At 60.4% G+C, this 26,098-nt stretch carries 32 protein-coding genes and 2 pseudogenes; 8 read left to right on the top strand and 26 right to left on the bottom strand.

The window, feature by feature from the left end; genetic code table 11:
* Nucleotides 1–34: 34 nt before the first annotated feature.
* On the top strand, nt 35–181 hold the full coding sequence (locus tag J2R80_RS28975) for a hypothetical protein (protein WP_253639829.1): 147 nt from the start codon (nt 35–37) through the stop codon (nt 179–181).
* A gap of 11 nt (nt 182–192) precedes the next feature.
* Here J2R80_RS28975 and J2R80_RS28980 read toward each other — a convergent pair whose 3' ends face one another.
* Nucleotides 193–546, bottom strand: a complete 354-nt coding sequence (locus tag J2R80_RS28980) for an AlpA family transcriptional regulator (protein WP_253639830.1) — start codon at nt 544–546, stop codon at nt 193–195.
* Nucleotides 547–675: 129 nt separating this feature from the next.
* On the opposite strand from J2R80_RS28980, the gene J2R80_RS28985 reads away from it, so the two are divergent.
* Together J2R80_RS28985 and J2R80_RS28990 are read left to right on the top strand one after the other, a co-directional pair.
* Nucleotides 676–1,110, top strand: a complete 435-nt coding sequence (locus J2R80_RS28985) for a hypothetical protein (protein ID WP_253639831.1) — start codon at nt 676–678, stop codon at nt 1,108–1,110.
* Nucleotides 1,082–1,342, top strand: coding sequence for a hypothetical protein (locus tag J2R80_RS28990; protein WP_253639832.1), 261 nt, complete (start codon nt 1,082–1,084; stop codon nt 1,340–1,342). Before J2R80_RS28985 ends, J2R80_RS28990 begins: the two co-directional genes overlap by 29 nt.
* Here the strand turns inward: J2R80_RS28990 and J2R80_RS28995 are convergent.
* From J2R80_RS28995 to J2R80_RS29045, 11 genes are all read right to left on the bottom strand, one after another.
* Nucleotides 1,339–1,560 (bottom strand): cold-shock protein, encoded by a 222-nt coding sequence (locus tag J2R80_RS28995; RefSeq protein WP_253639833.1) that lies wholly within the window; start codon nt 1,558–1,560, stop codon nt 1,339–1,341. The two genes, J2R80_RS28990 and J2R80_RS28995, sit on opposite strands and share 4 nt — an antisense overlap.
* Nucleotides 1,553–1,795: a hypothetical protein gene (locus J2R80_RS29000; RefSeq protein WP_253639834.1), complete on the bottom strand. Its 243-nt coding sequence runs from the start codon at nt 1,793–1,795 to the stop codon at nt 1,553–1,555. Before J2R80_RS29000 ends, J2R80_RS28995 begins: the two co-directional genes overlap by 8 nt.
* On the bottom strand, nt 1,795–2,049 hold the full coding sequence (locus J2R80_RS29005; RefSeq protein WP_253639835.1) for a hypothetical protein: 255 nt from the start codon (nt 2,047–2,049) through the stop codon (nt 1,795–1,797). Before J2R80_RS29005 ends, J2R80_RS29000 begins: the two co-directional genes overlap by 1 nt.
* Complete coding sequence (locus J2R80_RS29010; RefSeq protein ID WP_253639836.1) at nt 2,027–3,004, bottom strand: DUF2163 domain-containing protein; 978 nt, start codon at nt 3,002–3,004, stop codon at nt 2,027–2,029. Before J2R80_RS29010 ends, J2R80_RS29005 begins: the two co-directional genes overlap by 23 nt.
* A gap of 31 nt (nt 3,005–3,035) precedes the next feature.
* A complete protein-coding gene (locus J2R80_RS29015) occupies nt 3,036–3,923 on the bottom strand; it encodes a hypothetical protein (protein ID WP_253639837.1) in 888 nt (295 codons plus the stop codon).
* Nucleotides 3,892–6,069 carry a phage tail length tape measure family protein gene (locus tag J2R80_RS29020; RefSeq protein WP_253639838.1) on the bottom strand — a complete coding sequence of 726 codons (2,178 nt, stop codon included), beginning with the start codon at nt 6,067–6,069 and terminating at the stop codon, nt 3,892–3,894. Before J2R80_RS29020 ends, J2R80_RS29015 begins: the two co-directional genes overlap by 32 nt.
* A 93-nt stretch (nt 6,070–6,162) precedes the next feature.
* The gene (locus J2R80_RS29025) at nt 6,163–6,909 is read right to left on the bottom strand and encodes a hypothetical protein (RefSeq protein WP_253639839.1); all 747 of its coding nucleotides are present in this window, start codon (nt 6,907–6,909) and stop codon (nt 6,163–6,165) included.
* Between the two features lie 5 nt (nt 6,910–6,914).
* Entirely contained in the window at nt 6,915–7,112 is a 198-nt protein-coding gene (locus tag J2R80_RS29030; protein ID WP_253639840.1) for a hypothetical protein, read from the bottom strand.
* 11 nt (nt 7,113–7,123) lie between these two features.
* Nucleotides 7,124–7,327, bottom strand: coding sequence for an AlpA family transcriptional regulator (locus tag J2R80_RS29035; protein ID WP_253639841.1), 204 nt, complete (start codon nt 7,325–7,327; stop codon nt 7,124–7,126).
* 239 nt (nt 7,328–7,566) lie between these two features.
* Nucleotides 7,567–8,856: a site-specific integrase gene (locus J2R80_RS29040; protein WP_253639842.1), complete on the bottom strand. Its 1,290-nt coding sequence runs from the start codon at nt 8,854–8,856 to the stop codon at nt 7,567–7,569.
* 474 nt (nt 8,857–9,330) lie between these two features.
* Nucleotides 9,331–10,094, bottom strand: a protein-coding gene (locus tag J2R80_RS29045) for an IS5 family transposase (RefSeq protein WP_139481326.1) whose coding sequence is annotated in 2 segments (ribosomal slippage) — nt 9,331–9,756 and nt 9,759–10,094 — 762 coding nt in all. Because the reading frame shifts where the segments join, the coding sequence is not laid out codon by codon here.
* 172 nt (nt 10,095–10,266) lie between these two features.
* Here J2R80_RS29045 and J2R80_RS29050 point away from each other — a divergent pair.
* Nucleotides 10,267–11,209, top strand: a protein-coding gene (locus tag J2R80_RS29050; RefSeq protein WP_253590282.1) for an IS630 family transposase whose coding sequence is annotated in 2 segments (ribosomal slippage) — nt 10,267–10,605 and nt 10,607–11,209 — 942 coding nt in all. Because the reading frame shifts where the segments join, the coding sequence is not laid out codon by codon here.
* Nucleotides 11,210–11,238: 29 nt separating this feature from the next.
* On the opposite strand, the gene J2R80_RS29055 is transcribed toward J2R80_RS29050, so the two are convergent.
* From J2R80_RS29055 to J2R80_RS29080, 7 genes and pseudogenes are all read right to left on the bottom strand, one after another.
* Nucleotides 11,239–13,275 (bottom strand): acyltransferase family protein, encoded by a 2,037-nt coding sequence (locus tag J2R80_RS29055; RefSeq protein WP_253590283.1) that lies wholly within the window; start codon nt 13,273–13,275, stop codon nt 11,239–11,241.
* 133 nt (nt 13,276–13,408) lie between these two features.
* Nucleotides 13,409–13,708, bottom strand: a complete 300-nt coding sequence (locus J2R80_RS29060; protein WP_253590284.1) for a hypothetical protein — start codon at nt 13,706–13,708, stop codon at nt 13,409–13,411.
* Between the two features lie 261 nt (nt 13,709–13,969).
* Nucleotides 13,970–14,153, bottom strand: a pseudogene (locus J2R80_RS43790) (hypothetical protein); the annotation flags it as partial.
* Nucleotides 14,154–14,580: 427 nt separating this feature from the next.
* The gene (locus tag J2R80_RS29065) at nt 14,581–15,183 is read right to left on the bottom strand and encodes a plasmid pRiA4b ORF-3 family protein (protein ID WP_253589677.1); all 603 of its coding nucleotides are present in this window, start codon (nt 15,181–15,183) and stop codon (nt 14,581–14,583) included.
* Nucleotides 15,180–16,745, bottom strand: coding sequence for an IS66 family transposase (locus J2R80_RS29070; protein ID WP_253639843.1), 1,566 nt, complete (start codon nt 16,743–16,745; stop codon nt 15,180–15,182). Before J2R80_RS29070 ends, J2R80_RS29065 begins: the two co-directional genes overlap by 4 nt.
* Before the next feature lie 51 nt (nt 16,746–16,796).
* On the bottom strand, nt 16,797–17,150 hold the full coding sequence (tnpB, locus tag J2R80_RS29075; RefSeq protein ID WP_011931031.1) for an IS66 family insertion sequence element accessory protein TnpB: 354 nt from the start codon (nt 17,148–17,150) through the stop codon (nt 16,797–16,799).
* Nucleotides 17,144–17,566 carry a transposase gene (locus J2R80_RS29080; protein WP_247280258.1) on the bottom strand — a complete coding sequence of 141 codons (423 nt, stop codon included), beginning with the start codon at nt 17,564–17,566 and terminating at the stop codon, nt 17,144–17,146. Before J2R80_RS29080 ends, tnpB begins: the two co-directional genes overlap by 7 nt.
* Here J2R80_RS29080 and J2R80_RS43795 point away from each other — a divergent pair.
* From J2R80_RS43795 to J2R80_RS43320, 3 genes and pseudogenes are all read left to right on the top strand, one after another.
* Nucleotides 17,544–17,741 (top strand): annotated as a pseudogene (locus J2R80_RS43795) (hypothetical protein); the annotation flags it as partial. The gene J2R80_RS29080 and the pseudogene J2R80_RS43795 sit on opposite strands and share 23 nt — an antisense overlap.
* A 6-nt stretch (nt 17,742–17,747) precedes the next feature.
* Entirely contained in the window at nt 17,748–19,001 is a 1,254-nt protein-coding gene (locus tag J2R80_RS29085) for a methyltransferase (RefSeq protein WP_253639844.1), read from the top strand.
* 774 nt (nt 19,002–19,775) lie between these two features.
* Complete coding sequence (locus tag J2R80_RS43320; protein ID WP_256527598.1) at nt 19,776–19,907, top strand: hypothetical protein; 132 nt, start codon at nt 19,776–19,778, stop codon at nt 19,905–19,907.
* Nucleotides 19,908–20,268: 361 nt separating this feature from the next.
* Here J2R80_RS43320 and J2R80_RS29090 read toward each other — a convergent pair whose 3' ends face one another.
* The 6 genes from J2R80_RS29090 to J2R80_RS29115 form a co-directional block, all read right to left on the bottom strand.
* Nucleotides 20,269–20,505: a hypothetical protein gene (locus tag J2R80_RS29090; protein WP_057018484.1), complete on the bottom strand. Its 237-nt coding sequence runs from the start codon at nt 20,503–20,505 to the stop codon at nt 20,269–20,271.
* A gap of 142 nt (nt 20,506–20,647) precedes the next feature.
* A complete protein-coding gene (locus J2R80_RS29095; RefSeq protein WP_057018604.1) occupies nt 20,648–21,553 on the bottom strand; it encodes a ribonuclease Z in 906 nt (301 codons plus the stop codon).
* 206 nt (nt 21,554–21,759) lie between these two features.
* Nucleotides 21,760–21,954, bottom strand: coding sequence for a hypothetical protein (locus tag J2R80_RS29100; RefSeq protein WP_016846119.1), 195 nt, complete (start codon nt 21,952–21,954; stop codon nt 21,760–21,762).
* A 523-nt stretch (nt 21,955–22,477) separates the two neighbouring features.
* Entirely contained in the window at nt 22,478–22,936 is a 459-nt protein-coding gene (locus J2R80_RS29105; RefSeq protein ID WP_092083366.1) for a hypothetical protein, read from the bottom strand.
* Between the two features lie 37 nt (nt 22,937–22,973).
* A complete protein-coding gene (locus J2R80_RS29110; protein ID WP_016846117.1) occupies nt 22,974–23,138 on the bottom strand; it encodes a hypothetical protein in 165 nt (54 codons plus the stop codon).
* An 88-nt stretch (nt 23,139–23,226) separates the two neighbouring features.
* Nucleotides 23,227–23,487, bottom strand: a complete 261-nt coding sequence (locus tag J2R80_RS29115) for a DUF3551 domain-containing protein (protein ID WP_057018487.1) — start codon at nt 23,485–23,487, stop codon at nt 23,227–23,229.
* A gap of 334 nt (nt 23,488–23,821) precedes the next feature.
* Here J2R80_RS29115 and J2R80_RS29120 point away from each other — a divergent pair, with 334 nt between their 5' ends.
* The gene (locus tag J2R80_RS29120; RefSeq protein ID WP_253590288.1) at nt 23,822–24,613 is read left to right on the top strand and encodes a hypothetical protein; all 792 of its coding nucleotides are present in this window, start codon (nt 23,822–23,824) and stop codon (nt 24,611–24,613) included.
* 156 nt (nt 24,614–24,769) lie between these two features.
* Here J2R80_RS29120 and J2R80_RS29125 read toward each other — a convergent pair whose 3' ends face one another.
* Nucleotides 24,770–25,621, bottom strand: a complete 852-nt coding sequence (locus J2R80_RS29125) for a 3-hydroxybutyryl-CoA dehydrogenase (protein WP_076828940.1) — start codon at nt 25,619–25,621, stop codon at nt 24,770–24,772.
* Between the last annotated feature and the right edge of the window lie 477 nt (nt 25,622–26,098).

The raw sequence follows: 26,098 nt of genomic DNA on the forward strand, positions 1-26,098 counted from the left end.
TTTATCGTTAATTCCAGCGGCAGGAGGAACTCGGGTGACGACCAAGGAAGAATTCACGACACATGCAATCATGGCCATGGCTCAAGATGTGGTCGACGCGCAGAAGACGTTGGAGCGTTTGCGCCTCGCCTTCGAAGCCCTCGCCAAAGAGCACGGCGTCAAGCTGCCCGAGCCGCAATAAGGCTCGGAACGTCACGTGCGAGGCGGCTTGCGGGCCGCCTTTCGTGCCTCATAGTTTCGCAGCCATTCTTGCTCAGCAGCACTGTTGCGTGCCTCATAGCCCTGTTTCCACTTGGTATACTCGTCTTCTTCAGACGTGATCGAAGGTGGCACAGCGATCCCCGACGCCTTGTCCAGCGCAAGGTCGATCGCTTTGCGATCCCATCGCCGTGTTCCCGGTAGCGGCGGCGGCACGATGCCGGCGGCCACCCATTTCGCAAGCGTCACGGTGGTGATGCCCAGATAGGCGGCCGCCTGGGCGCCGGTCATAAGGCGCGATGTGCGGAAGGTCTCGTCAGTCCGGTCGATACGGCTCGAATCGCTCATCCGTCAAGCGTACCACAACCGTCAAAACCCCTTGTTTTGTAGACATTTTACATTGGCGCTCGGGTTGCGCGCTCCTATAGGTTGCGCTAGCTTAGGCGGCATATTTCAAGCATTTTTGGTCGGTGTTTCATGAGTAGACCGATTTTCGTCATTGCGGTGCTTGGGCTTCTTCTGGTCAACGGGGTTGCAGGTCTCTGGATTATTAAGGGATGGCGGGGGCACACCGGGCGCTCGGTCATCGACGAGGCGCGTGCAGCAATAGAGTCTAGGCTTAGGGATCCCACTTCAGCGCAATATTCCGACGAGGTGGCTATCGGACGTGATGCTGGAAACAAGGTGGTTTGCGGCCTTTTGAACGCAAAGAATGGTTTCGGCGGGTATACTGGCAAGGCCGTATTCATTTACGAGCAGAGTTCGAAGTCTTTGAAGATTGCCAGCAATTCGGACGAAGCGGACGATATTGTGCAGTCCTGTCGAATTGCGAAGCTGAGCGAACTCAAGGAACGGATTGCACAACTATGCAAACAGAAGCCTGATGAACCAACCTGCGAGAAATATCGCTGAAGTCCGCCCCGACCCAATCGCCTACCCGCCCCGCGGCATGTCGCGCGATGAAGCCGCACGTTACGTCGGAGTGGGTGTCACCAAGTTCGATCAGATGGTTGCGGATGGTCGTATGCCAAGGCCGAAGCGCATCGATGGGCGGGCGATCTGGGACCGGCTGCGGCTCGACGCTGCGTTCACCGATCTGCCTGACGACAGGCCGACAAATCCGCTTGATCGGATGCTGCGTTAAACAGCCAGCCTCACGTTCTTGGCCCAAAGGCTGCCTCGGGCGACATCCTTTTTCAGTTCGTACTTCACCCGACACCCCCTCTCCATCATTGCACCGTTCGCAATCTGCTTCCTGTGCAAGTAGATGTCCCTGTCACCGTGATCCGGCAAGATGAAGCCGTAACCAAGCTCTGGCTTAAAGAATTTGACTGTTCCAAATTCGTCGCTCTGCTCAGACATTCGTGCCGTCCTTTAATCCCAAACCTTGCTTGAGCGATTCCGCTGTGATTTCGACGAGGAACGGCGCGCACCAGCGCATAACGTCGTAGTGAAACCCGACGAAGACCAGTTGAAGCCCTTGTGCGATGAACTCAAGCCCGAGCTTGTGCTTGTCGTCGAGGGACAGAAGCTCGGCGTGATGGGCTGCTGTCCGCACGTGACGGCGATATCGGTCCTCATTATCTTGTTCGATCATCAATCGCTCCCCGCAAGGAATTCGACGGCCTGCGTTTCATATCCACCAGGGCTGCCGCCACCGTCACCGGGACTGCCATCACCGGGACCGGTGCCAAAGCCACCGTCCGGCGTGTCGACGGTCGTTCCTGGGACGAAGGTTGAGGTGGCAACTCGCGCCCCGGTCAGATGCGGAAAACCGCGGTAATTGTTGGCGTTGCCGTATTTGGCGACCGCCATATCAAGGGTCTGGTCATAAGTCAGGGGCGATTTCACCCCAATCTCCGACTTGAAGCAGATGGCCGAACGGCACGACTATCTCAATCTGACTGGTGCCATCCCACGCATCGATATCGGAGGCGCGGTTGGTGCAATGCCCGGAGCGCATGACCAGCAAGCCAGGTGCAAACCAACTCGTGTCACCGCCGGCGCGCGGTTCGGTCACGGCGATCGTAATGTGCCGCTCGTCAACAATCGAAGCGACCTGAAACGCCCGCGCCCATGCGTTGCGTACCGTGAACGTCACCCCTCCGTCTGTCACAGAAGCGTCTATTGTGTCGCTCGGAGACACCGGTGCAGCGGCGCCAGTCGGTCCCGATACGGCGGTAACTTCCCAATAGACGTTGTGATAGTCGCTCGGATTGCCGGCGGAGCCGTAACGGAAGCGGCGACGATCGCCGACGGTCAACGTCGCGCTGCGCGCCACGTCGGACAGATCCTGGCTCGTCACATCAACGGTGGGGAATGTCGCGACTTTTGAACGACGCGGATCGCCGAAATCAACGTCGTCTTGGATGCTGTACTTTCGAACGAAAACATCTCTTTGGAGCGCGAACTTGTTGAGAATCTCGAATTCGGCATTGCCGTATCGGTCGAAGGAAACGTCACCCTTCAGCAGCCCGTCGAATTCGTAATCCTTAGTGGTCGGGTTCTTGGCGTTCGTGACCTCAACCAACGCATAGGCTCCATCGAATTTTCTGTTCGCGATGTCCAGCTTGGTGAACAAGCCATCGTCACGCATGACGACCTTGAACGACATGGTGGGCGGATCGCCACTGTTCGTCTCGGTGTTGTCGCCGACCTGAAGCAGACCACCCGGCTGCCAGGTGACCCCCGCAATGGTGATCGGACGAACGTAACTCGTCACGCGAATGACTACGCCATCGGTTCGTGTGATCGTGAACAGGAAGGCGGGTCGTGCGTTGCGGAAATCAAACGAATAGGTCCGCACTAGACGATCTCTTCGAGTTGGGTTGCTGTGCTCATTTTCGTCCGCCCGTTGCGTTGAGCCGCCGACGCTGCGACCTGTTCAATGGTGGTGGCATCTTGATGATGGTATTCTGCAAGGGCGCCTCACGCTCCGCTCGCCACCTTGCCCAATCGATCGGAAGCGGCGTTATCATTCCTCCGACTGTGTCTTCTGGCCAGGTGTGAATCCTCCGCTGCGTGACGCCGCGGCGATCGACGGTAGTGAGCAACGCGTAACCGCCGACCACGTATCTTGGAGGATAACTGTCGCCAAATGGCTTCCGACGCTGTAGTTCCATGAACTGCAACAGATCGATCTCCGGTATCAGGCTTTCTGTATCCCAAGGTGCAAAGTGCGCCTCGTCGAACTGTTGCTTTGTCGGCGTCGGACTGCACGCTAAGTTCATCGGCCAGCTGTTCGAAACCAGCCGGAACGGCGGACAGCTCCCTGGGTTTCCTCCATCGCGCTTTTCCCACTCGTCGAAGTTCTCCAGCCAGATCGAGTAGCCTTCAGCGCGGTTGCGTTGATGTGACCAGCCAATCAGCCATGCCTCGCAGACACGTCGCCCTGGTCCAGTGACGTTGCTGCAATACGTCTCGAAAATCTCTCTCATTAAGGATTCAAGGGGAATATCTGGCTTGCCGCGAAGTTCAGAGACGGGTCCGGGGACCGTCGGGCCGCCCTCGACAATCTCGTCAAATGACGAAAAGGTTTCGCAGAGTGCTTCAATCACAACGTCGCCCAAGCCCGCTGCACCCAAGCACGAGACTGCACAATGCAGATCGGGTAACATCTCACACTTGTCACCGATCCAGACAATCTCGCCGTCTTCGAGATAGCCGGTCGCGTCCACCAACAGATGGCATGCGTCACGCTGCTTTAGCCAGATGACGGCGGACATCGTCGCTTTTCCTTTCGGCTCGATTTTCGACGCTAGACTCGTCCGCCTTGTTGGCGGCTTTCAGCAAGGCAAGCTGGTCCTGCGATGCTTCGACGGGCTTCTGATTTTGCTGGTAGATCTGCTCTAGCGCATTGATCCGCTGCTGATCCGCAATCTCTTGAGCAACGTTCTGTTGGGCCTGCGCGTTGGCTGCCTGTTGCTGAGCAGTAGCCAGCGCCGTCTCATTGTCCACGCCTTGCCGGATCAAGCCATTGAACGTGGCCTGTGCCTGTGCCTGAATCGCTTGCAGAGGAGTCCTGGCGGATGCAACCGCGTACTGATCCCGCAGAGACGCAAGCGTTTCCTGCGCACTGGAATTCACTTGGGCCTGACGCGCTGCCAGGTTGCTCGCTGCCAGGGCTGCGGCCTCCGTCGCGGTCTTGCCCTGGACCATGTAGTTGGCGTAGTCGGCTGTAGCCTGCGCTGCCATTTTGGCGGCGCCACCGACCGCTTGGTAGACTGGTAGTTGGTTTTGTGCCGACTGCAGCGCGAGCGCCGTGGCTTGATCAACGTCACCCCACGACGCGCTGATCTGTTTGATGCGCGTGTTGTAAATGTCGGCTTGCGCTTGAGATGCTTGCAGAGCAGCTATTTGGTTCTGAGCAGCGACGATCGCCTCGTCGGTGCCGGGCGCCGCGACGCCGTTCGCCTTCGCTTCCTGAAGCTTGGCGAGCGCGCGTTGCAGATTGTCGATCTGCGCAATTTGCGGAATGATCGACTCGGTCACAGCCTTGCTCTCGACCGAAAGCTTATTCAACTGTTCTTGGGTCGGGCCGGTATTGAAGCTGTCGAGCTTTTTCTGAAGCTCGTCCAACTGCTGCCCGACCTGGGCAAATCCGGCGAGCCCGTCGGGACCGCCGAAATTGTCCAACGAACCGGAGGGACCGAGAAGGTCCGCGGCGGTGTTTCGCTGCTGGGTGAACTGGCTGACGTTCGGGTTGCCGGGCTCGGCACCAATGCCAGGGCCATTCTTGATGGCCGACATCACGCCGGCCAGTACTTGGTAGGCCTTGCTCAGCGAGGAAACGCTGTCTTCGGCCCGCTTGTTCGCGGGAGCGATGGCATCGATGATGACCTGAATGGCGGCGGAACGATCGCCCTGCAGTTCGAGCGTCTGGATGTATCCCAGCGTGTTGGCGTTGATCGCCATGTAGGTCTGGTTGAGCTTCTCAGCCCCCGCCACCAGATTGCCGCCCAACGCCGCAGCGAAGTCTTTCGTCGCTTCCGTGGCATCCTTGCCGGTCAATATCGCGTAGCCGTGGACAGCATCGCCCACGCCCTTGAGGCTTTTTACGGAGATGTCACCGGTCTTGGTCAGCTCGATGGCAAGGTTCCGCGCTTCGCCGATGGTGAGGCCGGTAGCGGATGCGTTGGCCTTGGCAAAGCTGTTCAGATCGGCTGCGCTAGAGCCGGTGGCGGCGCCGATGCCGATCACGGCGCGGTTCATTTGCGCCTCGGACTCCGACCAGTTGTAGCCAAGATATGCTGCGCCGGCCGCCAGCCCGGCAACCCCTCCGACGGCCAGGCGCATGGGCGTCAAAATACGTGCTGCGCCCGTCACCACCTGATCGAAGAAGCCGGCAACCGTACCCTTGGTCGTGGCGAAGATGTCGCCGATTTGTGCACCTTGCTGAACTGCCACGATGAATGGGCTTTGGCCGGACAGGAGGGATACACCGACGTCCGTGACTTGCCGGCCAAGGTTCACCACCTCATGACCAGCCAGGCCTACGGCTTTCGTCGCGGTACCTACTTCTGTGTTGGCCTTTGCGACACCCTGACGGAAGGCGTCGAAGGAAACCGTGCTGCGCGCCAACGCTGCGTTGATTTGCGCGCCCATCGAACTAACCACACCGCCGCTGTTCGCAACCGTGCTGTTCGCATTGGAGATACCGGTCGCCATCGAACGGAAGGCGGAATTGACCCGATCGGCATTCGTGGTCGACGAGCTTCCCGCGGACGTGAATGCCTTGTTCGCCTTCGACTCGAAATCGTCCGCGGCAGTGCCGGCAGATTTGGCCTTGCCGACGAACTGATCGAGCTTTTGGTTCGTCTGGTCGATGCCGTTGGACGTCAGTTCGATGCCGAGTTGCGCAAGATCCGTCAAGGTCTTCTCCTTAGATGGGATGGCAGCCGGCGGGACAATTGCGGGTCAATCATCCCGCCCGCGCCATGCAGCGGCCACCGGCTATAGCCGCCGTTAGCTTTCGTTCGAGAGATGCGAGACGATATTGCGCAGATTTAGGTCGTCCGACGTCGCGCGACTGAACACCGCGTCGAAGTCCGCCCTTTCCTCAGCGAGGATGGGATCCACCAACGGTTTCGCCCACATCCGGAAGTCGGTCTCATGCGCGACTTCCGCCGCGCTTCGAATTTCCTTGTCCGCTTCGCGCACCAACTCTTCGGCCCAACCGATCGCCTCCAGATCGGCTGCGACTTTTGCCAATTCCGCGCCGTGCGTGGTTCTTAGAATGTCGCCGACCAGTTCATCATGCAGGCTCTGAGATACTCCACTCAGTTCAGCCGGCGCCCTGGCGACCGCGGCCGCGATGTCCGGGTGCAGGCGCTGCACACGGTCACGCTGTTCCTGCGGCAAGCCGCGCACATAGCTCCGATATTCCTGATCCTGAAGAACGCCGGCCAAGTCGTCTTTTTCACGACCCGGCATCTTCGGCAGCAAAGACTTGATCTCGGTACGAAGCTTTTTCAGCGAGAGACGAGCTTGCGCGTTACTCTTCACGAAATCCGAGATTTCGTCGCGTCGCGCGGCCTTGCGTCCCGTTTCGTTCAGATGCGCCCAGTCCGGGCGCTGCTCGGCAGCAGCCGCCTTTTCTTTGGCGCTGCTTTTGATGCCAAGCTGAACTTGCATAATCCCGTGCACACGCTTTTGCGTGGGACGGGTCGTATCCAGTCCCTTATTGAGGTAGTCGATGAAGAACTTGGACATGCTGCCTACTTCGGTTCGTTTGCGCCGGGCGACACAATGTGGGTTACGCCGTTGACCGTGTTGGTCATCGGTATGGCCGGTTGCTCGACCTGATGGCCGAACGTGCCGACTGACGTCGATCGCGCACGCGGCGTTTCGACCTGATGGCCGAACGTGCCGTTCGACTCGGAAAGTGGTGTCGGGGGTTTTCTGACGGTGGTCATTTGGATTCCTCTCACGCTGCTACCGGCTGTCTACGCGCGGCGATGCGGGCCTGCAGCCAGGCGTCCACTTCGCTTTCGAGCCAAGCGACTTTCTGGTGGGAGATCGTTACACGCTTGGGGAACTGTCGTGCGCGCTCCCATCGCCAAAGCGTGACCTTTGACGCGGCGATGCCCTTTGCAGCCAGGCTTTCGTAAGAAATCAGTGTCTGTGACATGGGCGGCCTCTGGTGGCGCCGCCGGCGGGCAAAATAAATGGCCGGGCGGGCGCTTTGTTGCGCTCATCCCAGCCCATCCCGGACCGTTCGACTTTCCCTCGCTATGAGACCATCCCGGTCTCTCGCAACCATCTCGGTCGCGACTTAAATAGCTACTCAAAGTCTAGACATGCAGAACCATACATCAGATTTCAGCGAAAATCAACGCCGTGCGGGTTAATAGAAATTAACCGCCCCTGTTATGGCGCTTGAAACGAGATCACGTTGCTCGATGGCGGCTTCAAAATCAGTTCGACCAATCCGGCGATCTCTTCAAATGCCACGCGCTTCTCGTCCAGATATTCGTATCGGTCGTAGGTCTCACGCACACCTCCGATGACGTGCCCCAAGCAACGCTCTGCGTGATCCGCCGGCACCTTGGCGCGGCTCATGAGGCTGCGGGCGGTTCGTCTAAGGTCATGCAACGTCCAACCCGGCATCGCTTCCCTGCCCTCTGCCTTGCGGGCTTTGGCGATCTGCGCATCCAGTGTGCGCTTGGCTTTAGAGAAACCGCTGAATCCCTTTTTGCCGCCAGTGGTCGAGAAGATGAACCACGAATTGCCTTTCAAACCCTCGGGCTTGTCGCCGATCAACACCTTTGCCGCAGCAGTCAACGGAATCACATGGTCGAGTTTATTCTTGTAGCGCTTGCCGGGGATGGTCCAGTTGTCGCCCTCAAACTCGGCTGAGTGCATGTAAGCGGACTCGTTGCGACGCGTGGCACACAGCAACAACGATCTGACGAAGCGCGGATAACATGCAGGCAGGTCGGGAGTGGTGTCGAGCGCCGCCCACACGTCGCGGATCTCATCGTCGGTCAGCGTCCGCTTGCGCTGCCGCTCTTTTGGCTTGGTCCGAGCCATGCCGCGGACGATTGGCGAATTGAATTCATCGTCGCGCGCCGCCTGCCAATTGAAGGCCTTCCGGACGTGAGCCAATACTCGATCCGCCATGACCGGGCCGGCCTCATCCTCGACGTCATCCAGCATTGTGACGATTTCGCTGCGCTTGACGTCATAGATGGACTTGGAGCCCAATTTTGGTCGAACGTATGTATCGAAGGCGTGCGTAACCTGATCAGCACTCCGGAGTTTGCTGGCGTGACGCTTTACGAAAGCATCTAGAACAGCGTCGATCGTGCGGGCGTCCCTTTCGATCTGGGCGTCGCGCTGCTCTTCCTCCACCCGGGCCGGATCCTTGCCATCGGCGATCAACCCCAGCCATCGGCGCGCCTTCTCTCGCGCAACGGTGAGTTCAATTTCTCCGACTTTGCCGATCTCGCGCCGGCTGGCGCTTGCCTCGCCAGGATATCGGGTCCTGAGAACGAAGGTTTTCGTCCCTTTATCGCTCACCCGGACACCAAAGCCAGGCACGATCGAGTCCGCGACCCAAAGCCGTGGCGCGTGCTTCGCCCCCGGCTGAGCCACGGGTGCCTTCAGCTTCCCGATCATGGTGACGGTCAATTCTTTCCGGTGCTGCTTGGCGGGCATGGGCCACTCCGGGGCCACAAGAATCTGAAATAGCGTGTGACCCGATGAAAGGAGCTGATAGCACTAAATCGTCAAAATAGCAAGCATTTCAATCGACTATGAAAGGAAATGAAGGGAAGTGAAATCCAATGAAATGCTGAAAACCATAACTTTTAATCATGGGGTCGAGGGTTCGAGTCCCTCCGCGCTCACCAAAAATTCCAGCAAATCCAATACTTTAACAGATTAGTATACTCGGTAAAAGTTCACAATCTTGGCGAAAAGTTTACAATCTACCCCTTGGGCCGCCTAGCTGAACCGTGACTGTTGAACCCGAAGTTCGACGAAACCTGCACGTTGAGCGGCATGGTTTAGGTCGTAGAGTCGGCGATCGGTCTGGCTGACTCCACACTTGGCGCCGCGCTAGAAGCGGCGGCGCAGCTAAGCGTGAAACCATCGCATTGACATGCAGCACGGACTAGGTGGTGTGGACATTTATCGCATCCATAAGACGATGGCTGCGAGAGTAACGACGGCCAGGTAATTTCGGGCGGTCTTTTCGAAGCGGGTTGCGACGCGGCGGAACTGCTTGAGTTTTGAGAAGCAGCATTCGACGAGATGACGCTGGGCATAGAGATGCTTGTCCAGCGGATATTTGAGCGCACGTGACGGGTTGTTGGGGATGACGGCGAGCGCGCCTTTGGCAGCGATCGCCTGGCGCAAGTGATCGGCGTCATAAGCCGTATCCGCCATGACGACCTGGGCAGGTAATCCCTCGATCAATTCGGCGGCTTGCGGTACGTCGCTCTTCTGACCTGCGGTGAGCTTGAACCGTACGGGACATCCCAGGCCGCGAACGGCCATATGTATCTTGGTGCTCAGGCCACCGCGCGAGCGACCGATCGCCTGATCTTCAGACCCCCTTTTTTCGCCCCAGCGGCGTGCTGGTGCGCCCGGACGATGGTGGAGTCGACGATCAGATACTCGAAGTCCGGATCACCGGACATCGCTTCGAATATGCGCCACCAGACCCCCTTGATGCTCCATCGACTGAAGCGCCGAAACACGCTGTTCCAGTCTCCAAACACCTCCGGAAGATCACGCCAGGGAGAGCCAGTGCGCACGATCCAAAGTACGCCCTCCACAAACATCCGGTTGTCCCGTCCGGTCGAACCCTTCTGGTCAGGCCGGCCGATGATCAGCGGCGCCATCCGCTCCCATGTCGCGTCGCTCAATACCAAGCGGTCCATCACACCCAAGGCGGCCTCCCCAAAAGCAGCCTTGAATCTGATTTGCGCCTAAAAGGGAATCCTTAGAGTCCACACCACCTAGAGCGGTTTCCAGTTGAGGTGAATCGGAACAGTCAAAGGGGATTCCCACGGGCACGCAAATCAGATTCGGTGTTGCCCGCGACAACATGCGGGGCATGCGATGGCGAAGGGATACTCCAAGGACCTCAGGGTGCGTGCGGTTGAGCTTGTTGAGTCCGGCGAAAGCGCACGTGAGGCTGCGCGCATTCTCAATCTCGGCGCTTCGACTACGATCCGATGGATGGATCGTTGGAGGAAGACCGGAAACGTTGAGGCCAAGCCCGGCACCGGGCACAGCCGCTCGCCGTTGGAGCAGCACAAGCAGTGGCTGATCGAGCTGATCGCCGCGGAGCCGGACCTGACGCTCGAGGAGATCCGCGCGCGTCTGCGCTCTCAGAGAAAGCAAAAGGCCGGCATCGGTTCGATCTGGCGTTTCTTCGACCGTCACAGCATCACCTTCAAAAAAAACACTGCACGCCGCCGAGCAGGATCGACCTGACGTCGCTGCCGAGCGTGCCGCGCTGAAAGCCGAGCAGCCCAAGCTGCGTGCACCGCGCCTCATCTTTATCGACGAGACTGCGGTCACGACGAAGATGGTCCGGCACTATGGGCGCTCTCCTCGCGGTGAGCGCCTCGTCTCTGGCGTGCCCCATGGTCACTGGAAGACGCTGACGCTTGTCGCCGCGCTGCGCATCGATGGCCTCACGGCGCCCTATGTCATCGACGGTGCAATGGATGGGCCCTCGTTCCTGGCTTATGTCGAGCAAGTCCTGGCGCCGACCTTGCGCAAGGGCGACATCGTCTTCATGGACAACTTGCGCACTCACAAGATCGCCGGTGTCCGCGAGGCGATGGAGGCTGTCGGCGCCCGCGTGCGTTATCTGCCGGCCTACTCGCCCGACCTCAATCCAATCGAACAGGCCTTCTCCCGGTTGAAAGCTGCGCTGCGCAAAGGCGCCACCCGCACGGTCCAAGCCCTGCTCAAACTCATCGGCAAACTCGTCAAGTCGTTTGCGCCGCAGATGTGTGCCAACTACTTTAGGCATGCTGGATACACCAGATGATCCACATCATGTGGAAAATGCTCTAGCGCTCACTCCAACAGAGAATCAAGAAATCGGAGATGCTGGCGGACGAAGATCGGCCTCAGGTGCGTGAAATCTGAGAACTTGGGTTCGCGATCTCCAAAAAACGGCGAGCATCCCTCACTTGTGCCGCAGATGTCTGGGAAGGCATCGAGGATACCAGCTCCGGTCCGCTCACTGATCCTGCGCAGATGCTCGTCCGAACTTACCTGGCTCGATCGGAGCTCTGCTATCGGAACTGATCTACCGACCTCCGGTGAGAAATGAATGCCGGCGAAACTCCGGGTCGCCATCTTTCCGGGATCAAAGCGCTGATGTATCGGCAGGCCGAGCACCAAGTAGACATGCGCGCCGGCGGACTGCAGCGCCCTGATATAGTCCTCGAGGTTATCGAAAAAGGCATCCTTGCCGGCTGGGGAAGCCAGAGGAAGGTCCTTACCGTTCCGATGCACCGACATTCCTGGCTCGCTGTAGCCGCTCCATGCGCCTCCTAATACAACGGTCTGCACCGTCTCCCTCTTTACCAAAGCCATCAAATCGTCGGTCAGCGATGCGCACCGAGCGAACTTATCCTGCTGTGCAACGGCGGGAACTGGCGGACACCTAGGACCGACTACGAAGAACGTGTTCGCGTGCAGGCGTTGTTCATCGGATAGCTCTTGAAAACGCGGGCCGAAGTGGAAGATCAGGCTGTCACCAGCAAGGGCGACCTTCTTATCTCCATGACCGAGATGCGCGATCTTGACCCACCCGGTGTCAATAACGTCCATCCCTGTCGTCGGATTAAATTCTGCATCCAGCTTGGCGCTGCCGATTTTTCGGATGTCTACTTCGGGAAACGCCGAGAAACGGTCAGGGAAACCGCCGGCAGCCCAGGCGATTAAGCCGCTGGCTCCGATCGCTGCCAAGCAGATAGCGGCAATCCACGTGCGCTGATGTCGCCGAACCCCAAACCGAACCGGCTGCTCGACAAATCGATATGTCATCCAAGCCAACAAAAAACTGACCGCAAGCAGCGCCAGCCCGAGCAGAGGTGTAGGCGGTTTCCCAAGGCGGAGAATGTAGGCGTAGGAAATCAGAGGCCAGTGCCAAAGATAAAGTGGATAGCTGATCAGTCCGATTCCAACAGCTGCGTGATGCGCCAACACCTTTCGGTTCAATGGGGCGTCGGGGCCGGCCAAGATTAGTGCCGCGGCTCCTGCTACGGGCAGGAGCGCATACCAGCCCGGGAAGGCGATGCCCTGCGTGAACATCACAATTGAGAAGCAAAGCGCAGCAAATCCGGCAATTGACGCCGACGACCTTGCGGCGCGCGGGAGAGCGATCGGTCCGAGCCATGCAAGCGCCGCGCCCGCCATCAGCTCCCAAAACCTCGATACAGGCAAATAGAAAGCATCAGCCTGGCTCGCCGCCGACAGAACGACGTTGATGGCGAAAGAAATCGCAAATAACGCCAGAAGTGCGCGGCTGAAATTGACCTTCCATCTGAAGGCCAGCCACAAGAACGCGGGCCAGACGAGATAGAATTGCTCTTCAATGCCTAGCGACCAAAGATGCAGCAATGGTTTCGACGTCGCCGCAGCATCGAAGTATCCGCTCTCGAGCCACAAGCCGATATTGGAAAGGAATCCGGCGCCGAGGAATACATGCTTGCCAAGTTGCGCGAGCTCAGCGGGCGTCAAGCAAATGAAGCCATATGCCAGGACAGCCGCCAAGCATACGCTAAGAGCGGGGAAGATGCGTCTAACGCGTCGCTCATAGAACGACACGATCGAGAAACGATTTTCGTTCAATTCGGCAAAAAGGATTGAGGAGATGAGATAGCCGGAGATGACAAAGAAGACGTCAACGCCAATGTAGCCGCCGGGAATGACACCAGGGAATGCATGGTAGAGGATCACCGAAAATACGGCGAACGCTCGAAGACCATCAATATCTGCACGATATTGAGTTGCATGGGATGATCTATGATCGGCCGGGTGTGTCCGCTCGACAAGCCGCCGAGACGGATCCACTACCCTTTGCAGGGCATGCGCGACGCCCAACTGCGCCCCCAGATTTATTTCAATAGATCTCTGCAGTGTTGCTGAGGTTAGTAAGTCGGCGAGGGCTGATCCGCAAGGGCGAGTTGCAGGGAACTATACTTTCGACCAATGGTAGGATGATAACGGTAGCTGTCTAGGCATACCCCACGTCCGGATACTCGATCACCCGATTGAACCCGGTCGCCCGCACATAGGGCGACCCATTCGGCTCCGAGAAGCACAGCGCCACGGCGTCCCCCTCATCCGGGCTCGGCATACCCCGCTTCTTCATCTCGTCCTTGCTCTCCAGCACCAGCCGGCCGTCGCTGGTGTACTTGTAGCCGGGCCCCGTCAGGTCGGCCTGCAGGCTGTCGCTGTCCGGCAGCGAGTGAGATCCTGACAGCGCTTTCTTGAGGTTCGACCACATCTCCGGCACGACGGTTTGCCGGACCACCAGAGGCCTTGCCGCTGTCATCCAGCGGCGGCGGTTCGATCGGCTTCGATCCGAAGTTGCGCTGTTCACCGCCATACCCCTGCTCCACCAACCGATCATAGGTGCCGGCGCCGAGGCCACCGACGTCGATGTTGACCTTGGCCGGCTTGTCCGCCCGCATGATGCTGGCGACCCATCCGGCGACCTGCATGGTGTCCAGGCCGTGCCGTTTCTCGATCTTCTCAATGCAGCTGCCGCGGCGCCAGGCGATGGCCGTGCTGTGCCGAACGGGTTGTCGCGGGGTTGCAGGGTTTTCTGCTCCAGGTCGAAGTATCCCAAATCATCGTGCATGAAGCTGACGAGCCAAATGCCGTCATCGACTTCCTTGATGCCGAGTTGTTGGCCGGCCAGCACGGTTGGCGATGTTGATCCGCTTGCGGTGCAGGCAAAGCCCCCCGACGCTTGATGGAGCACGCGAGAGCATTCGAGGCGATCCAGGCGGCCCACGCGAGCGGAACGTTCGCGCGGATCCTCCAGCCTGGGAAAGACCTGTTCGCCTGGGCGGTCCCATACATCCGGAGTACCTCATCTAGTGGAGCTAAGGCCACGAGACCTTGGCGTTTCGCACGCGCCAATATCCATCGGGAATTTGCACTTCCTTCCTGGGGCTACGCCGGCGCTACCCGCATGCATTTCAAGCGGACGGCGTCGGGTGTTCTCGCCATGCGGATGATTGACCAGGTGCCGAAAGAAGCTTGGGATAGCATCTGCCCGGCTCCTCCAAGGTCGGGCGCCCATTCCAAGGCGAAGCACCCGAGGACGATCTCAAATGGAAACGGCCACGCTTCTATCGTAAGCGTAGCTCTGAGGCCCATTTGATTGGCGCTTGACGTCTATTTTGAGCGCGTGGTGCGCCGGCGCGGCTTCCATATGTCGGACAACGCATTGACAGCGGCCTCAAGCGCCTTCCGGTCGACGACGTTGGGATCGAACTGCTCCGGGCCCCAGAGGCGCATATGTTCGTGCTCCGGATGGGTGGGGTCGCTGATGGCGTCGAGGTATTCAGCATAGCCTGGCGCACCGCCGACATCTTCCGGAGGACAACGGCCGGCGGCCTCGAGCAAGAACGGAAGTCCCTCCGTTGTCGTGTTGTCGAACCACTTTTCAAGCTTGATCACGTGATCCCAGCTGTCGCCGAAGTCGTAGAGATAATGGATCGTCTTCGCGCCGGTCTCCTGAACGATATTAGAGAGCCGCGTCTTGCGGGCATCGATGGGCTGAGGGCCAAAATCTCCATCGGGATCAGGTATACCCCAACGTCCTTCGCCGGCCAGGAACTCGAAGAGATGGCTGTTCGTCCAGCCAAACGCCGCCTGAAGCGTCAGATGCAGCCGATCAAGGCGCAGGGTGACGGGTACGACAAGGCGACGCATCACCTCCGGCTTCACATCCTTGAGGGTCACCTTGATCCGGACCGCGGTCGTGTTCAGGCTCATGCCGCCAGCCTCGGATCGTGTGTATGCATCGTATAGGTCGACGCCCAGGGAAGCAGTTCGTCCAGTCGCGCCGCAGGCCAACCATTGACGAGCTTGGCGAGAACGTCAGCGAGCCAGTGCTCGGCACTGACGCCATTGAGCTTACAGGTCTCAATGAGCGAAGCCAGCAATGCCCAATTCTCGGCACCTTCGTCGCAACCGGCAAAAAGGGAGTTCTTGGCATTGAGCTTGATTGGCCGCATCGCTCGCTCGACCGCATTGGTGTCCATCTCGATGCGCCCGTCATCAAGGTAGAACGTTAGGCCGTCCCAATGACGCAGCGCGTAACGCAGGGCCTTCGCCGTGTCGCTCTTCTGCGCAAGGTGAGCAAGCTTGGCCTCAAACCACTGCTTCAAGGCTGTAGCCAGAGGCCGGGCATGCGCTTGTCGCCCCGCGCGGCGCTCGTCCGCAGATCGGCCGCGGAGTGCCTTCTCGACCGCGTAAAGCAGGGCGATGCGCTCAAGGGCCTCGCGGGCAACCGGAGCTGGCGCCGGCGCAGCCTCCCGCTCGATCTTCACAAACTGGCGCCGCAGATGCGACCAGCAGAAGGCGAGCGTCCCGGACAGGGCGTCCGCACGCGTCTCTCGGGTCATGGTCTTGTAAGCCTGATAGCCGTCGCAGTGGATGATGCCGCGATAGCCCTCGAGCAGCCTCAAGCCATGAACGGCCCCACGGCCCGGTGCATAGGCGTAAACCACGCCAGGTGGATCAGGTCCGGCCCAGGGCCTGTCATCGCGTGACAGCGCCCAGAAGTAGCCGGTTTTGGTCCTGCCGCGCCCTGGATCCAGCACCGGCGCCGGGGTCTCATCGACACAGAGCTTCGAAGAGGCGAGCAGAAGCTGGCGCAGACGATGCCACAAGGGCTTCAATTCCTGGGCGGCGTAGCCGACCCAAAAGGCGAGCGTGGAACGGTCGATGGCGATACCGTGGGTCGCCAGCATCTGCGCCTGACGATAGAGCGGCAAATGCCAATGATACTTGGCGTCAATTACATGCGCGACGAGACGCTCGGTGGGCAGTCCCCCCTTGATCAATCGCTCGGGCGCAGCGTGCTGGAGGACGACGCCATGACAGGCGCGGCAGGCAAGCTTGGGCCGGCGGGTGACGATCACCCTGTATTGCACCGGAACGACGTCGAGCCTCTGGCTCTCATCGTGACCAATCTCAACGAGATCGCCTTTGCAGCACGGGCAGCAGGTTGCAGCCGGCATCAGCGTTTCGACAATGCGTGGCAAATGCTCCGGAAGCTGACCACGGTTGGCTCTGCGCTTGGCAGTTCTCTTCTCGCGGGCTCTGGGATTGGCGCGATCCTCAGCTGCTTCGAGAGCCGCGACGGCCTCTTCGATGTCCTCCAGAACAAGCTGTAGCTGATCAGCGTCCAGCTTTTCCGACGATCGACCGAACTGCGCATCCTTCGCAAGCTTGAGCAACCGCTCGAGCCTGGCGCAGCGATCCAGCAGAGCCGCGGCAAAGACACGCAGCTCGGCTGGATCGCTCGGCAGCTCATCAGGCAAATCACTCATTGGCCCAAGTCTGCCATGCTTCGCGCCCCGATGCAGCGAAGATTTTATGTCCTACGCAAGTGCTTTCGGCTGCGGGATTCGAGGCGCGTGCATCCGCGTCCAATCCATGCCGGCCAGAAGCGCGGACAGCTGGGCGGCATTCATCCGCATCACGCCGGCCACGATAGGAGGCCATTTGAAGCCGCTGCCATCGAGCCGCTTCCAATACATCACAAGGCCGCTGCCATCCCAGACGACAATCTTCACCCGATCGGCGCGCTTCGCACGGAACACCACCGCCACGCCCTTCATCGGGTCATGGCCCAGCGTCTCCTTCGCCAACAGCGCCAAGCCCTCCGCACCTTTTCTGAAGTCCACAGGTTGCGTCGCCACGTAAATCATGAGGCTCGCGGGCGGCGTCAGCATGAACGTGTCCGTCGAAGCGCCAAGAACACATCACTCAACACAGCAAGGCCAGGCGTCCCTCGCACCTCCACGCGTGCCCCCTGGAGTTCAACCGTCACAACGGCTGCTTCCGGCGACCCGGTGGGCTCTGCGGCCGCCGGTAGCGCCGATTCCGATACCACCGGCACGAACGACAGCGTGTCCGCCGAAGCCGGCAGCACCAACTGGCCCAAACGCGCCCGGCGCCGCCAGTCGTGCACCTGTTGGGGCCGGCACCCATGGCGACGCGCGACATCTGTGACAATCGCCCCCGGCTCAAGGCTTTCCGCGGCAATCTGTGCCTTCAAATCGTCCGGCCAGCGCTTTCGACCTGCGCCTGCGTACACTTCGATACGCGGTGACAACGGTCGTCTTATGTCGTCCGAATGGTCGTCCATTGTGAGCACCCTTGCAGAAGATGACTCTTCTAGCGGTCCTCTCAGGACTGAGTACAAAAATTCTCAAGGGCCTCAACGCCACGCTTACCTTCTATCGGTTCTCCGCGACCGGAACGTCAGAGTATGGGTCGAAGGGGACCGCCTGAAGTGCAGCGCCCCCGCTGGCGCGCTTGACGCAGAGTTGCGCGCGACACTGGCCGACCGAAAGCAAGAACTGCTCGCCTGGTTTCGGCAGGCGGAGACGCTGAAGAGCGGTCCGGCCGACTCCCTGCCGATCGAGCGCGAGGACGGGACAAGAGCGCTCCTGCCGACAATTTCCAGGGAAGTTCCGTTGCCGATAATCCCGGCACGGCGTGAACGCATGAGCCGTTTCGTCAAGGAGCTCCGAAGTTGCGGTTACGACCTCGCAAGCTGTGCCGAACGTCTTGAGGTCCTTCCTCGCCTCGGCGTCAATTTCTGGCAAAGAATGCGAATGTCCTGGACTCCTCGGAAGAGCGATCCGATCGACAATCTCATTACGCTCTTCATCGATGGCCAGCAGGTGAGCGCAGACGTTATCGCGAAGCAGATTTCGTCGTTCTTTGTCGATGCGGCGCTCGAAATGAGATTGGCTGAAAAAAACGGCAACGTGTTGCAGTCGAACTTCTGTTTGTTTCCATGCTATGGGAAATACCTGATCACCGATCAGGCAGAGAAGAATACCGCAATCAACCAAGTCATGTGGTTGTGGGGAGAGAGCTTTATGCTCGGCGGCTTTGTGAAGAGGATTCCCCGCAGGCGCGCCATTGATCTCGGAACAGGCTCCGGAGTGCACGCTATTCTGGCAAGCGACCATTCTGCGACAGTAGTGGGCGCAGACGTCAGTCCACGCGCCATCGCATTCTCCAACTTCAATGCAGCGCTAAACGAAAAGAGCAACATCGATTTTGTTGCAAGCGATCTCTTCGATTCGATCGACGGGACATGTGATCTGCTGGTATGTAATCCTCCTTACGCACCGGACACGGCCGCCAAGGCGAGCGATAATTTTTGGAGCGGTGGAATAGAAGGCACTGAGCTTCTGCGGAGGGTCGTCGAGGCTCTTCCCACGAGGTTGGATGCGGACGGAACAGCCTACATCAATGCTCTGTTTCCGAATCCTCCAGGAACGAAAATCAGGGATCATTTCGATGCTTGGCTTGAAGGCAATCTCACGGAGTGGGATGTGCTGGATCACACCTGGCCTGTGCCGGGATATCAAGATTTGTTCTCCGAGCAGCCATTCCAAGGTGATATGAGCGCGTGGCGCTTTGGCGTGGTGAGTATGCGTCGATCGCGGATTGGCCGGGGTTGGTGGAAGGAAGTCGCAGGCAATGGCCTGTTTTTTCGAGAGAACGGAAGTTGCAGCGTAATCGCTGATCACGATGCCTACGGGCCACCTGCTGGAATATCGTAGGACACGCGGAACACAGCATCACTCCCGGCAGACGTCCGCCATGGCCTCCTCGTTCAGAAGACAGGCGACAAAGCGACGGCGCTCTTCCATCACCGAACTCGCTTTCCACGGCATCCACACCTCCCGCAGAACAACAGCGGAAAGTGTACCCATGTGTCCGGTACGAGATGTCACCGATGTCTCGGGCCGCTGAAACCATTTGAGCCAAGTAGTCCCCCTCCCAAACATTCGCGAAATTTCCGTGTGGCAGTGACATCGCTCTCGTGGTGTTTGGAAGCCGGCCCGGGCCCTGGCGCCGGCTCTTGTTCTTAATTTTGTGTGAACCAAGCCACACTTGTTCGGCGTGATCTTTAGTAGGTTTTCGGCGCTGGGGATTTCAGGGCCCAGAGGCTGGAAGAACAGGGCGCCGCCGGGACAACTCATTTCGGGCCCGGCGGCGTAATTTTTCGGGACGGTCAGAACTGCAATCCCAATGCTCGGACCAGACGCATTCGGACGCCAACGGCTCGTTGCTCTCCCTGTCGCAGTCATCACGTTCGGCGTCGCTTGCGTCGAGCCTGCCTGCGGTTCTCCGGACCGGTCGGAGGCGCGTGTATTCCGGCATGAGCCTTGCTCTTTAGGTGGCGCAGGAAATTTCAGTGTCCCGGTTCAGGAACAAGCTGTCGCCGGATGTGTCTTTTGGAGACGAGCAGCTGGATTCATTGGGAGGTATCGTTGAGATACGCAGCGCCCCTACAGTCAAGGTTTGTCGTTCGGAGAGGAAGCACCGACTGGATGGTTTATGATCGAGAGCTCAAGGGACCAGCGCAGTTGAAGAAAGACGGCCACTTCGCCGAGAAGCTGACGAAGGAACAGGCCGAACACATAAAGCAGGCCTTGACGGACGCCCTTGAGCCCGAGCCGTAGGCAGAGCTGGATCGAATACCCCGATCGGTGGCGACACAAACCGCGAACAGATGACATCTGTGTTACCTCGTAAGGTATATGAACAGAGTTGGGCAAAGCGAACGAGGCGCGGCGAAATGGCGGCGCATCGGTGGAGCAATTAGGCCCTTGCGGAATTCAGCTTTGGCCACGGGACGTTCTGAGCGGGCCAGCGTCGCCGTTGGGAGGGAACGATCGGGGAACAGCTCAAGGCACAACGAAAACCGCCCCCCTCACAAAGTTTACCCCCGCGCCGAGGGGGAGCGCGACGCATGACGGCGCAAGCGCGCCGTTCAGCGCACAATTCGGATCGAACATTCGGAACGCTGCTGGAGTTCGGCCGTCAAGATAACGGCAGTTCGCCCTGACCGCCTGTCCAGTCGATGATATCGAGCTGCATCCCTCGCTTCAGCATCTCGGCCTCGAGGCTGCCGGCATGCCGTTTCCACTCGGGCGTCGCGCGGACGCGGAATTTTGGCTCTTCGCCGGCTGCCTCGAATTCGTCGTCGGCTCTGAGCGCACCGCGGACGGCTTCGTACATCATCTTCAGGCTGGCGTCGGTGAAGGCGCCGTAGTCCATCGGTCGTCTCCCTTGGCACTGTGGGACGCAAAAAGCCGCCACGTAGTCACTCGTGGCGGCCTTCTGCTAGCGGCCCATCCAGACGGCCTGGGACGACGTTGCGTGAGTCGGGTTAATGAAACGTTGTTCGTGCGGCGCGCACTCAGATAGCGATGCGGTCGAAGTCGATGGCTATCCTGCTGTTCGGGAAAGTCCTCGTCGCCTCCGCCAGAATGTCCTCGTCCGGATAGCGGCCGGAGATGTGCGTGAGGACGAGTTGCTTGACCCCGCTTCGCGCTGCGAGCGCGGCGGCTTCGCTGGCCGTCAAATGCCCGTAGTCGCGCGCGATGGCCGCGTCGCGCTCGAGAAACGTCGCTTCGATCACCAGCACGTCGGCGTCCCTGACGTGTTCAGCCAGCCCCTCGGTTGTTTCAGCATCACCGACAATGACGAGCTTCTTTCGCCCCTGGGCCGGGCCAAGCACCTGCTCCGGATCGATGGTGCGACCATCGTCCAGCTTCGCCTGCCGCCCCTCCGCCAGCTCCCGGCGAACCGGCCCATCAGGCACGCGCAGCGCCAGAAGCCGGTCCGGGAGGAGATGACGGCGTATCGCGCTCTGAAAGGTGAAGGCGAAGCTGTCCGTATCCCGGTGGCGGACGGGAAAGCAATCGACGGTGAATTCGCCGGCGTCGAGGACTCGCCCCTCGCTCAACGGCACCAGATCAAGCGGGATCGGCGCTCTGCCCTCGCCCCACAGGCCTGCCAGCATCCGGACGACGACATCGAGCGTGCCTGGCCCGGCATGAATCGTCATCGCATCCGAACTTTGCCGCAACCGGAGGGTCGAAAACAGCCCGGGGATGCCGAGCACATGATCGAAATGCCCGTGGGTCAGCAGCAGGTGATCAAGCCGTCGAAAGCCGGCGCCGCTCCGCAGCAGCTGGCGCTGCGTTCCCTCGCCGCAATCGACCAGAATACGACTGCCGGCTGCCTCGACGAGAATGCCCGGGTGATTGCGCTCGGGAGACGGCACGCTTGCCGACGTTCCCAGAAAAGTCAGCGAGAACATCGCAGCACCTCGCCTTCCGACTGCCGACGGCGCCACGCCGCCGAGATCGCGCAATCTGATGGCAGCGTCGCCCGATGTGTTCAAGCATCTCGATGCCGACGACGGTGGACCGAAAGGTCCTGAAGCCGGCGGCTTTAGGCGCAGACCGCATCCGCGCCATCGGGATCGGTCGTCGTGACCGGCGCCCTCGTCACGCCCTCAACCGGTCACAGCCTCAAGCATCGAAACAGCTGCGCGAGCGCCGTGTTGGCGGATTGCGCGCGCCGTTCGACGATTTCGGCCGCGGCGGCGTAGTTGCGCGCCAGGATCTGGAGCGCGCGGCGGGCATCCGGCAGCGTGGATTGCTCCGCCATCTCCAGGCACTGATGCTCGAAATATCTGAGCTCCTCAAGTTCGGTCATTCGCGAATCGTCCGATCGGGTCCTTACATTTTCGAACTCAGTGCGCCAGCGCCCTAGTGAAAGTTTGGCAAGTTTGTTGCGGGGGACGCGCAATCTGGTCGGAGTGTTTCTGGACGCATGATTTGATGATCACCGCTCCGTGACCGATGCGAGGGTGAGCCGCGCGGATCGACAAGCGCGTGCAATCGTCTCACAATGCGGCGGGCTCGCTTGGCGAGCCTCGGAACACACGCGGTTGGTGCGGTATCGAATTGGCTTTGTTGGACCGATGAGGAAACGCGATTGGGCTTTCGTGGCGGCCTGTGTGGCAGGCGCGCTGCTGTTCGGCGTCTGGAGTTTCCAGATGGGTATCGCGTATCATCGATCCCAGCACGGCGCGACCGACCTCTCCAGTTCGCACCGGCGGAGCCAGGACGGCGCGTCCGCGCACAGCCCGGCCCGGCCGAAGGCGGATGATGGCGATCAGGCCGGGCAGCCGCGATAGACGCCACGATCGCGTTCGTCACCGCCACATCGCGTCGGACTAGGCCCAAGCCAGGCCTGCCATGCCGGCGGCGCCATCGTCATCTGTCTTCGCATGCGTGAGCCGCCTGCGGCGCGTGCTGTCCTTGGCGCGACGGTGACGAACGCCAAACCTGTGCAGCGCCATCGGCACATGCTGCATCACGCCGCGGACGAGACCGATAGCCTGTCTGACGACCGCCACAACCGTCGCAACCCGGGTAAAGAAGCCGATCAGGAAGATCATCGAGAAAATGTCGATATAGGCCAGCACATCGCCGACCAGCATCAGCTCGGGAGGAAGCGGAATCCGGTGCCAATAGGCGCCGATCACGATCGCAACCGGGATCAGCGCGATCAGCTTCCGCAACGTCAGCCGATCGAGCAAGGCGGCGAGCTCAACGACCAGGATCTGCCACAGCCAATCGCCAAGCGCGGCCGGCTTGTCGATCGTCCAAGTTTGCCACAAACGCTGCCACATCGCCGCTCCGCCTCCCCTTGCGCGCAATACCGGCGCGCTACGGCTTCGACGACGCCTCGCTGCCGCTGCCCTCGTCTGCGGCGCCCTGCGCATCAGCCGGGTCGGCCGATGGAAAGATGCGCTCATAATTCGCACGCGCCTCGCGGATCAGACGCGCACGCTCGCGTTCGGACTTCGAGATGAACCTGATGATCTCGCCCATATTCGCTCCAAGGCAGAAAAAATGATCCGACCGTCAGCTATGCAACCATCGTGCCCGACGGTCGCTTGGCCCGACCTCCTTGCACCGCTCAGCGGAACGCCCGCGGCGCCAACCGCTGCTGGCTGAAGGCAACGCGCGGATTGATGCCGCAATAGGCGTCGCGGCCCGACGCGGATGCCTGGCACTGCTGATAGGTCTGGTAGCCGCAATAGCCGGGATATCCCTCCTGCCGGCCCTGGATGCACCAGGGATACTCGTAGGGATCGGCCGCCGCAGGCGACGCGGAACCGACAATCCAGCTCGTTCCGAGCGCCGCGAACGCCAGAATTGCCCAATTCGTCCTGCGCATGATCGTGTTTCCTTGCTCAATCCGGCTCCCAGCCGCTGATCTAGGTACGGCGGCAGGATCTGCGAGGTTTCCGGGCACCGCCTCAAGAAGCTGTGACGATGGCTCAAAGCCCGGTCGCGCCACGGTGAGGACCGGCTGACCGGTCATCGGCCCCCGCGGCCTCCAGACCCGCTGCCCGCCGGGCCATCCCAGCGCATGTAGTTAACCGGCGCCTAATCGCAGATGCCCGGTTGAAATGTACGACTTAAGCGCGCCGCAAGGCGGCTGCCCTAGTCTCCCGCGCGGCTCAATGGACGACGACACCCGGAGAGAGCTCGTCGCACGGGGGATAATCATGCGCAGCACGCTCATTGCTTCAATGATCCTGTCACTTGCGGCCGGAGCGGCCGTTGCCGGACCACGAATGTCGGGGGCGTCCGAGGCGGCACCAAGCAGCGTCGAGAAATATCGCGGCTACGTCTTCGATCTCTCCGAGAACGCCGACCGCAAGGACGTCACCAGCATCGCCGACATGGTCCGCCGCCAGCTCGACGTCGTGGAAACCGCGGGCTTCAGCCCGAAGGTGTTGCAGTTCTTCCATCGCGTGCCGATCGTTGCGAGCGAGATGGCGTGTCTCGACGAAGGCGCGGCAGCGGCCTGCTATGGCTTGACGCCGCCGGAATGGGACCGCGGCACGACCCGCGACGTCACCATCTGGGATCACGACAAGCAGCAATGGACCAATTCGGATCCGCTCGCGCTTGCGCTCGATTCCGGCATCGGCATCATCAGGATGCGTCCGAACATGATGCGTTACGCGAAGGAGCCGGTGCTGCTGCACGAATTCCTTCACGCCTATCACGCGCGGCTGATGCCGAACGGCTTTGAGAACAAGGGCATCAAGGGCTTCCTCAGCCAGGCCAAATCGAAGGAGCTGTTCGCCAAGGAGGCCTATGCGCTGAAGAACCAGCAGGAGTTCTTCGCGGTGACGGCGAGCATCTTCCTGGCCGGCAAGGATTCCGAGCACGAACCCTATACGCGCGCCACGCTGAAGGAGAAGATGCCGGACTACTACAAGTTCCTCGTCGGCCTGTTCGGCGCCGATCCCGAGGAAACCGGCGTCACGCCGGTCGCATCGGCCAACTGAGCCCGGTATCCCACAAAAAAACGAGGCCCGGTGTGCCTAGGAGACCGGGCCTCGTTTCTGATGTCCCCCGCCTCGTGGCGGATCAGGTCTTGTCGTTACGCGACCTTGTCCGCGCGATCCATCCCGGATGATTACGGGGTCGGGCGCGCGCCGGCCTCACTTGCTGTAGCTGTAGAACCCCTGCCCGGTCTTGCGGCCGAGATGGCCGGCGTCGACCATCTCCTTCAGCAGCGGCGCCGGCCGGTACTTGGGGTCGTTGAAGCCCGTGTAGAACACCTCCATCACCGACAGCATCGTGTCGAGCCCGATCAGATCGGCGAGCGCGAGCGGGCCGATCGGATGGTTGCAGCCGAGCTTCATGCCGGCATCGATCTCCTCGGCGGTGGCAATGCCTTCCTGCAGCGCGAAGATCGCCTCGTTGATCATCGGGCACAGTATGCGGTTCACCGCAAAGCCGGGGCTGTTCTTCGCCGTGATCGCCACCTTGCCGACCCGCTTGGCGAAGGCTTCGGCCTTGGCGACGGTGTCGTCCGAGGTCTGCAGGCCCCGGATCAATTCGAGCAGCGCCATCACCGGCACCGGATTGAAGAAATGCATCCCGATGAAGCGGTCGGGACGATCGGTCGAGGCTGCAAGGCGGGTGATCGAGATCGACGAGGTGTTGGTTGCGACCAGTGCGCTCGGCTTCAGCCCCGCACAGAGATCCTTCAGGATCTTGACCTTCAGCTCCTCGTTCTCAGTCGCGGCTTCGATCACCAGATCGCAGGCGGCGAGCTTGGCCTTGTCCGTGGTCGCATTGATGCGCCCGAGCGTCGCGTCGCGATCGGCCGCGGTCATCTTCTCCTTGGCGACCAGCCGATCGAGACTGCTCCCGACCGTCTTCAGGCCGCGCTGGACCGCCGCGTCGGAGATATCAACCATGGTCACGCCGAGGCCTGCCGCCGCGCAGACCTGCGCGATGCCGTTGCCCATGGTCCCGGCGCCGATAATGCCAACCGTCTCAATCATCGCGTTCGTCCCTCGTCGCTTGCGCGGCCGCGCGGCCGCATCGTCAAAAACGGCGGACCGGAGGGGTCCGCGGATGGCGCATGAATAGCAGTCCGGCCGCACGGCCGATACAGCGGAGGCTGGTATTCCGGTGAGGTCTATTCGGGGCGCGGCGGGACAGGCCGCCGTGGCGGAACAGCAGGCCGCGGCGGCGATAGGGTGCGCGATGGTTCGGCCGCGCGCGACGGTTCGAGCACGCGGTTAAATCGGACGATCCACCAGGCCAGCCGCCCGTAGCTGCGGCGCAGCGCCGATCCAAATCCCTCGTCGATGTCCTGGTCACGATCCATACCCCTATCAATAACGTGCATCCTTGAAGGAACGGTGAGCGCCATCACGTGCCGCGCCGGCAATCGTTAGGAACCTGGCAACTATTTCGCGCAAGCCTCGGTTGACGGCGTGGGCGCCGGTAATCTCCCGGATTGCGTGCGGGAGACC

It is taken from the genome of Bradyrhizobium sp. USDA 4541, from assembly GCF_024171085.1.
In the GTDB taxonomy this organism is placed as follows: domain Bacteria; phylum Pseudomonadota; class Alphaproteobacteria; order Rhizobiales; family Xanthobacteraceae; genus Bradyrhizobium; species Bradyrhizobium australafricanum.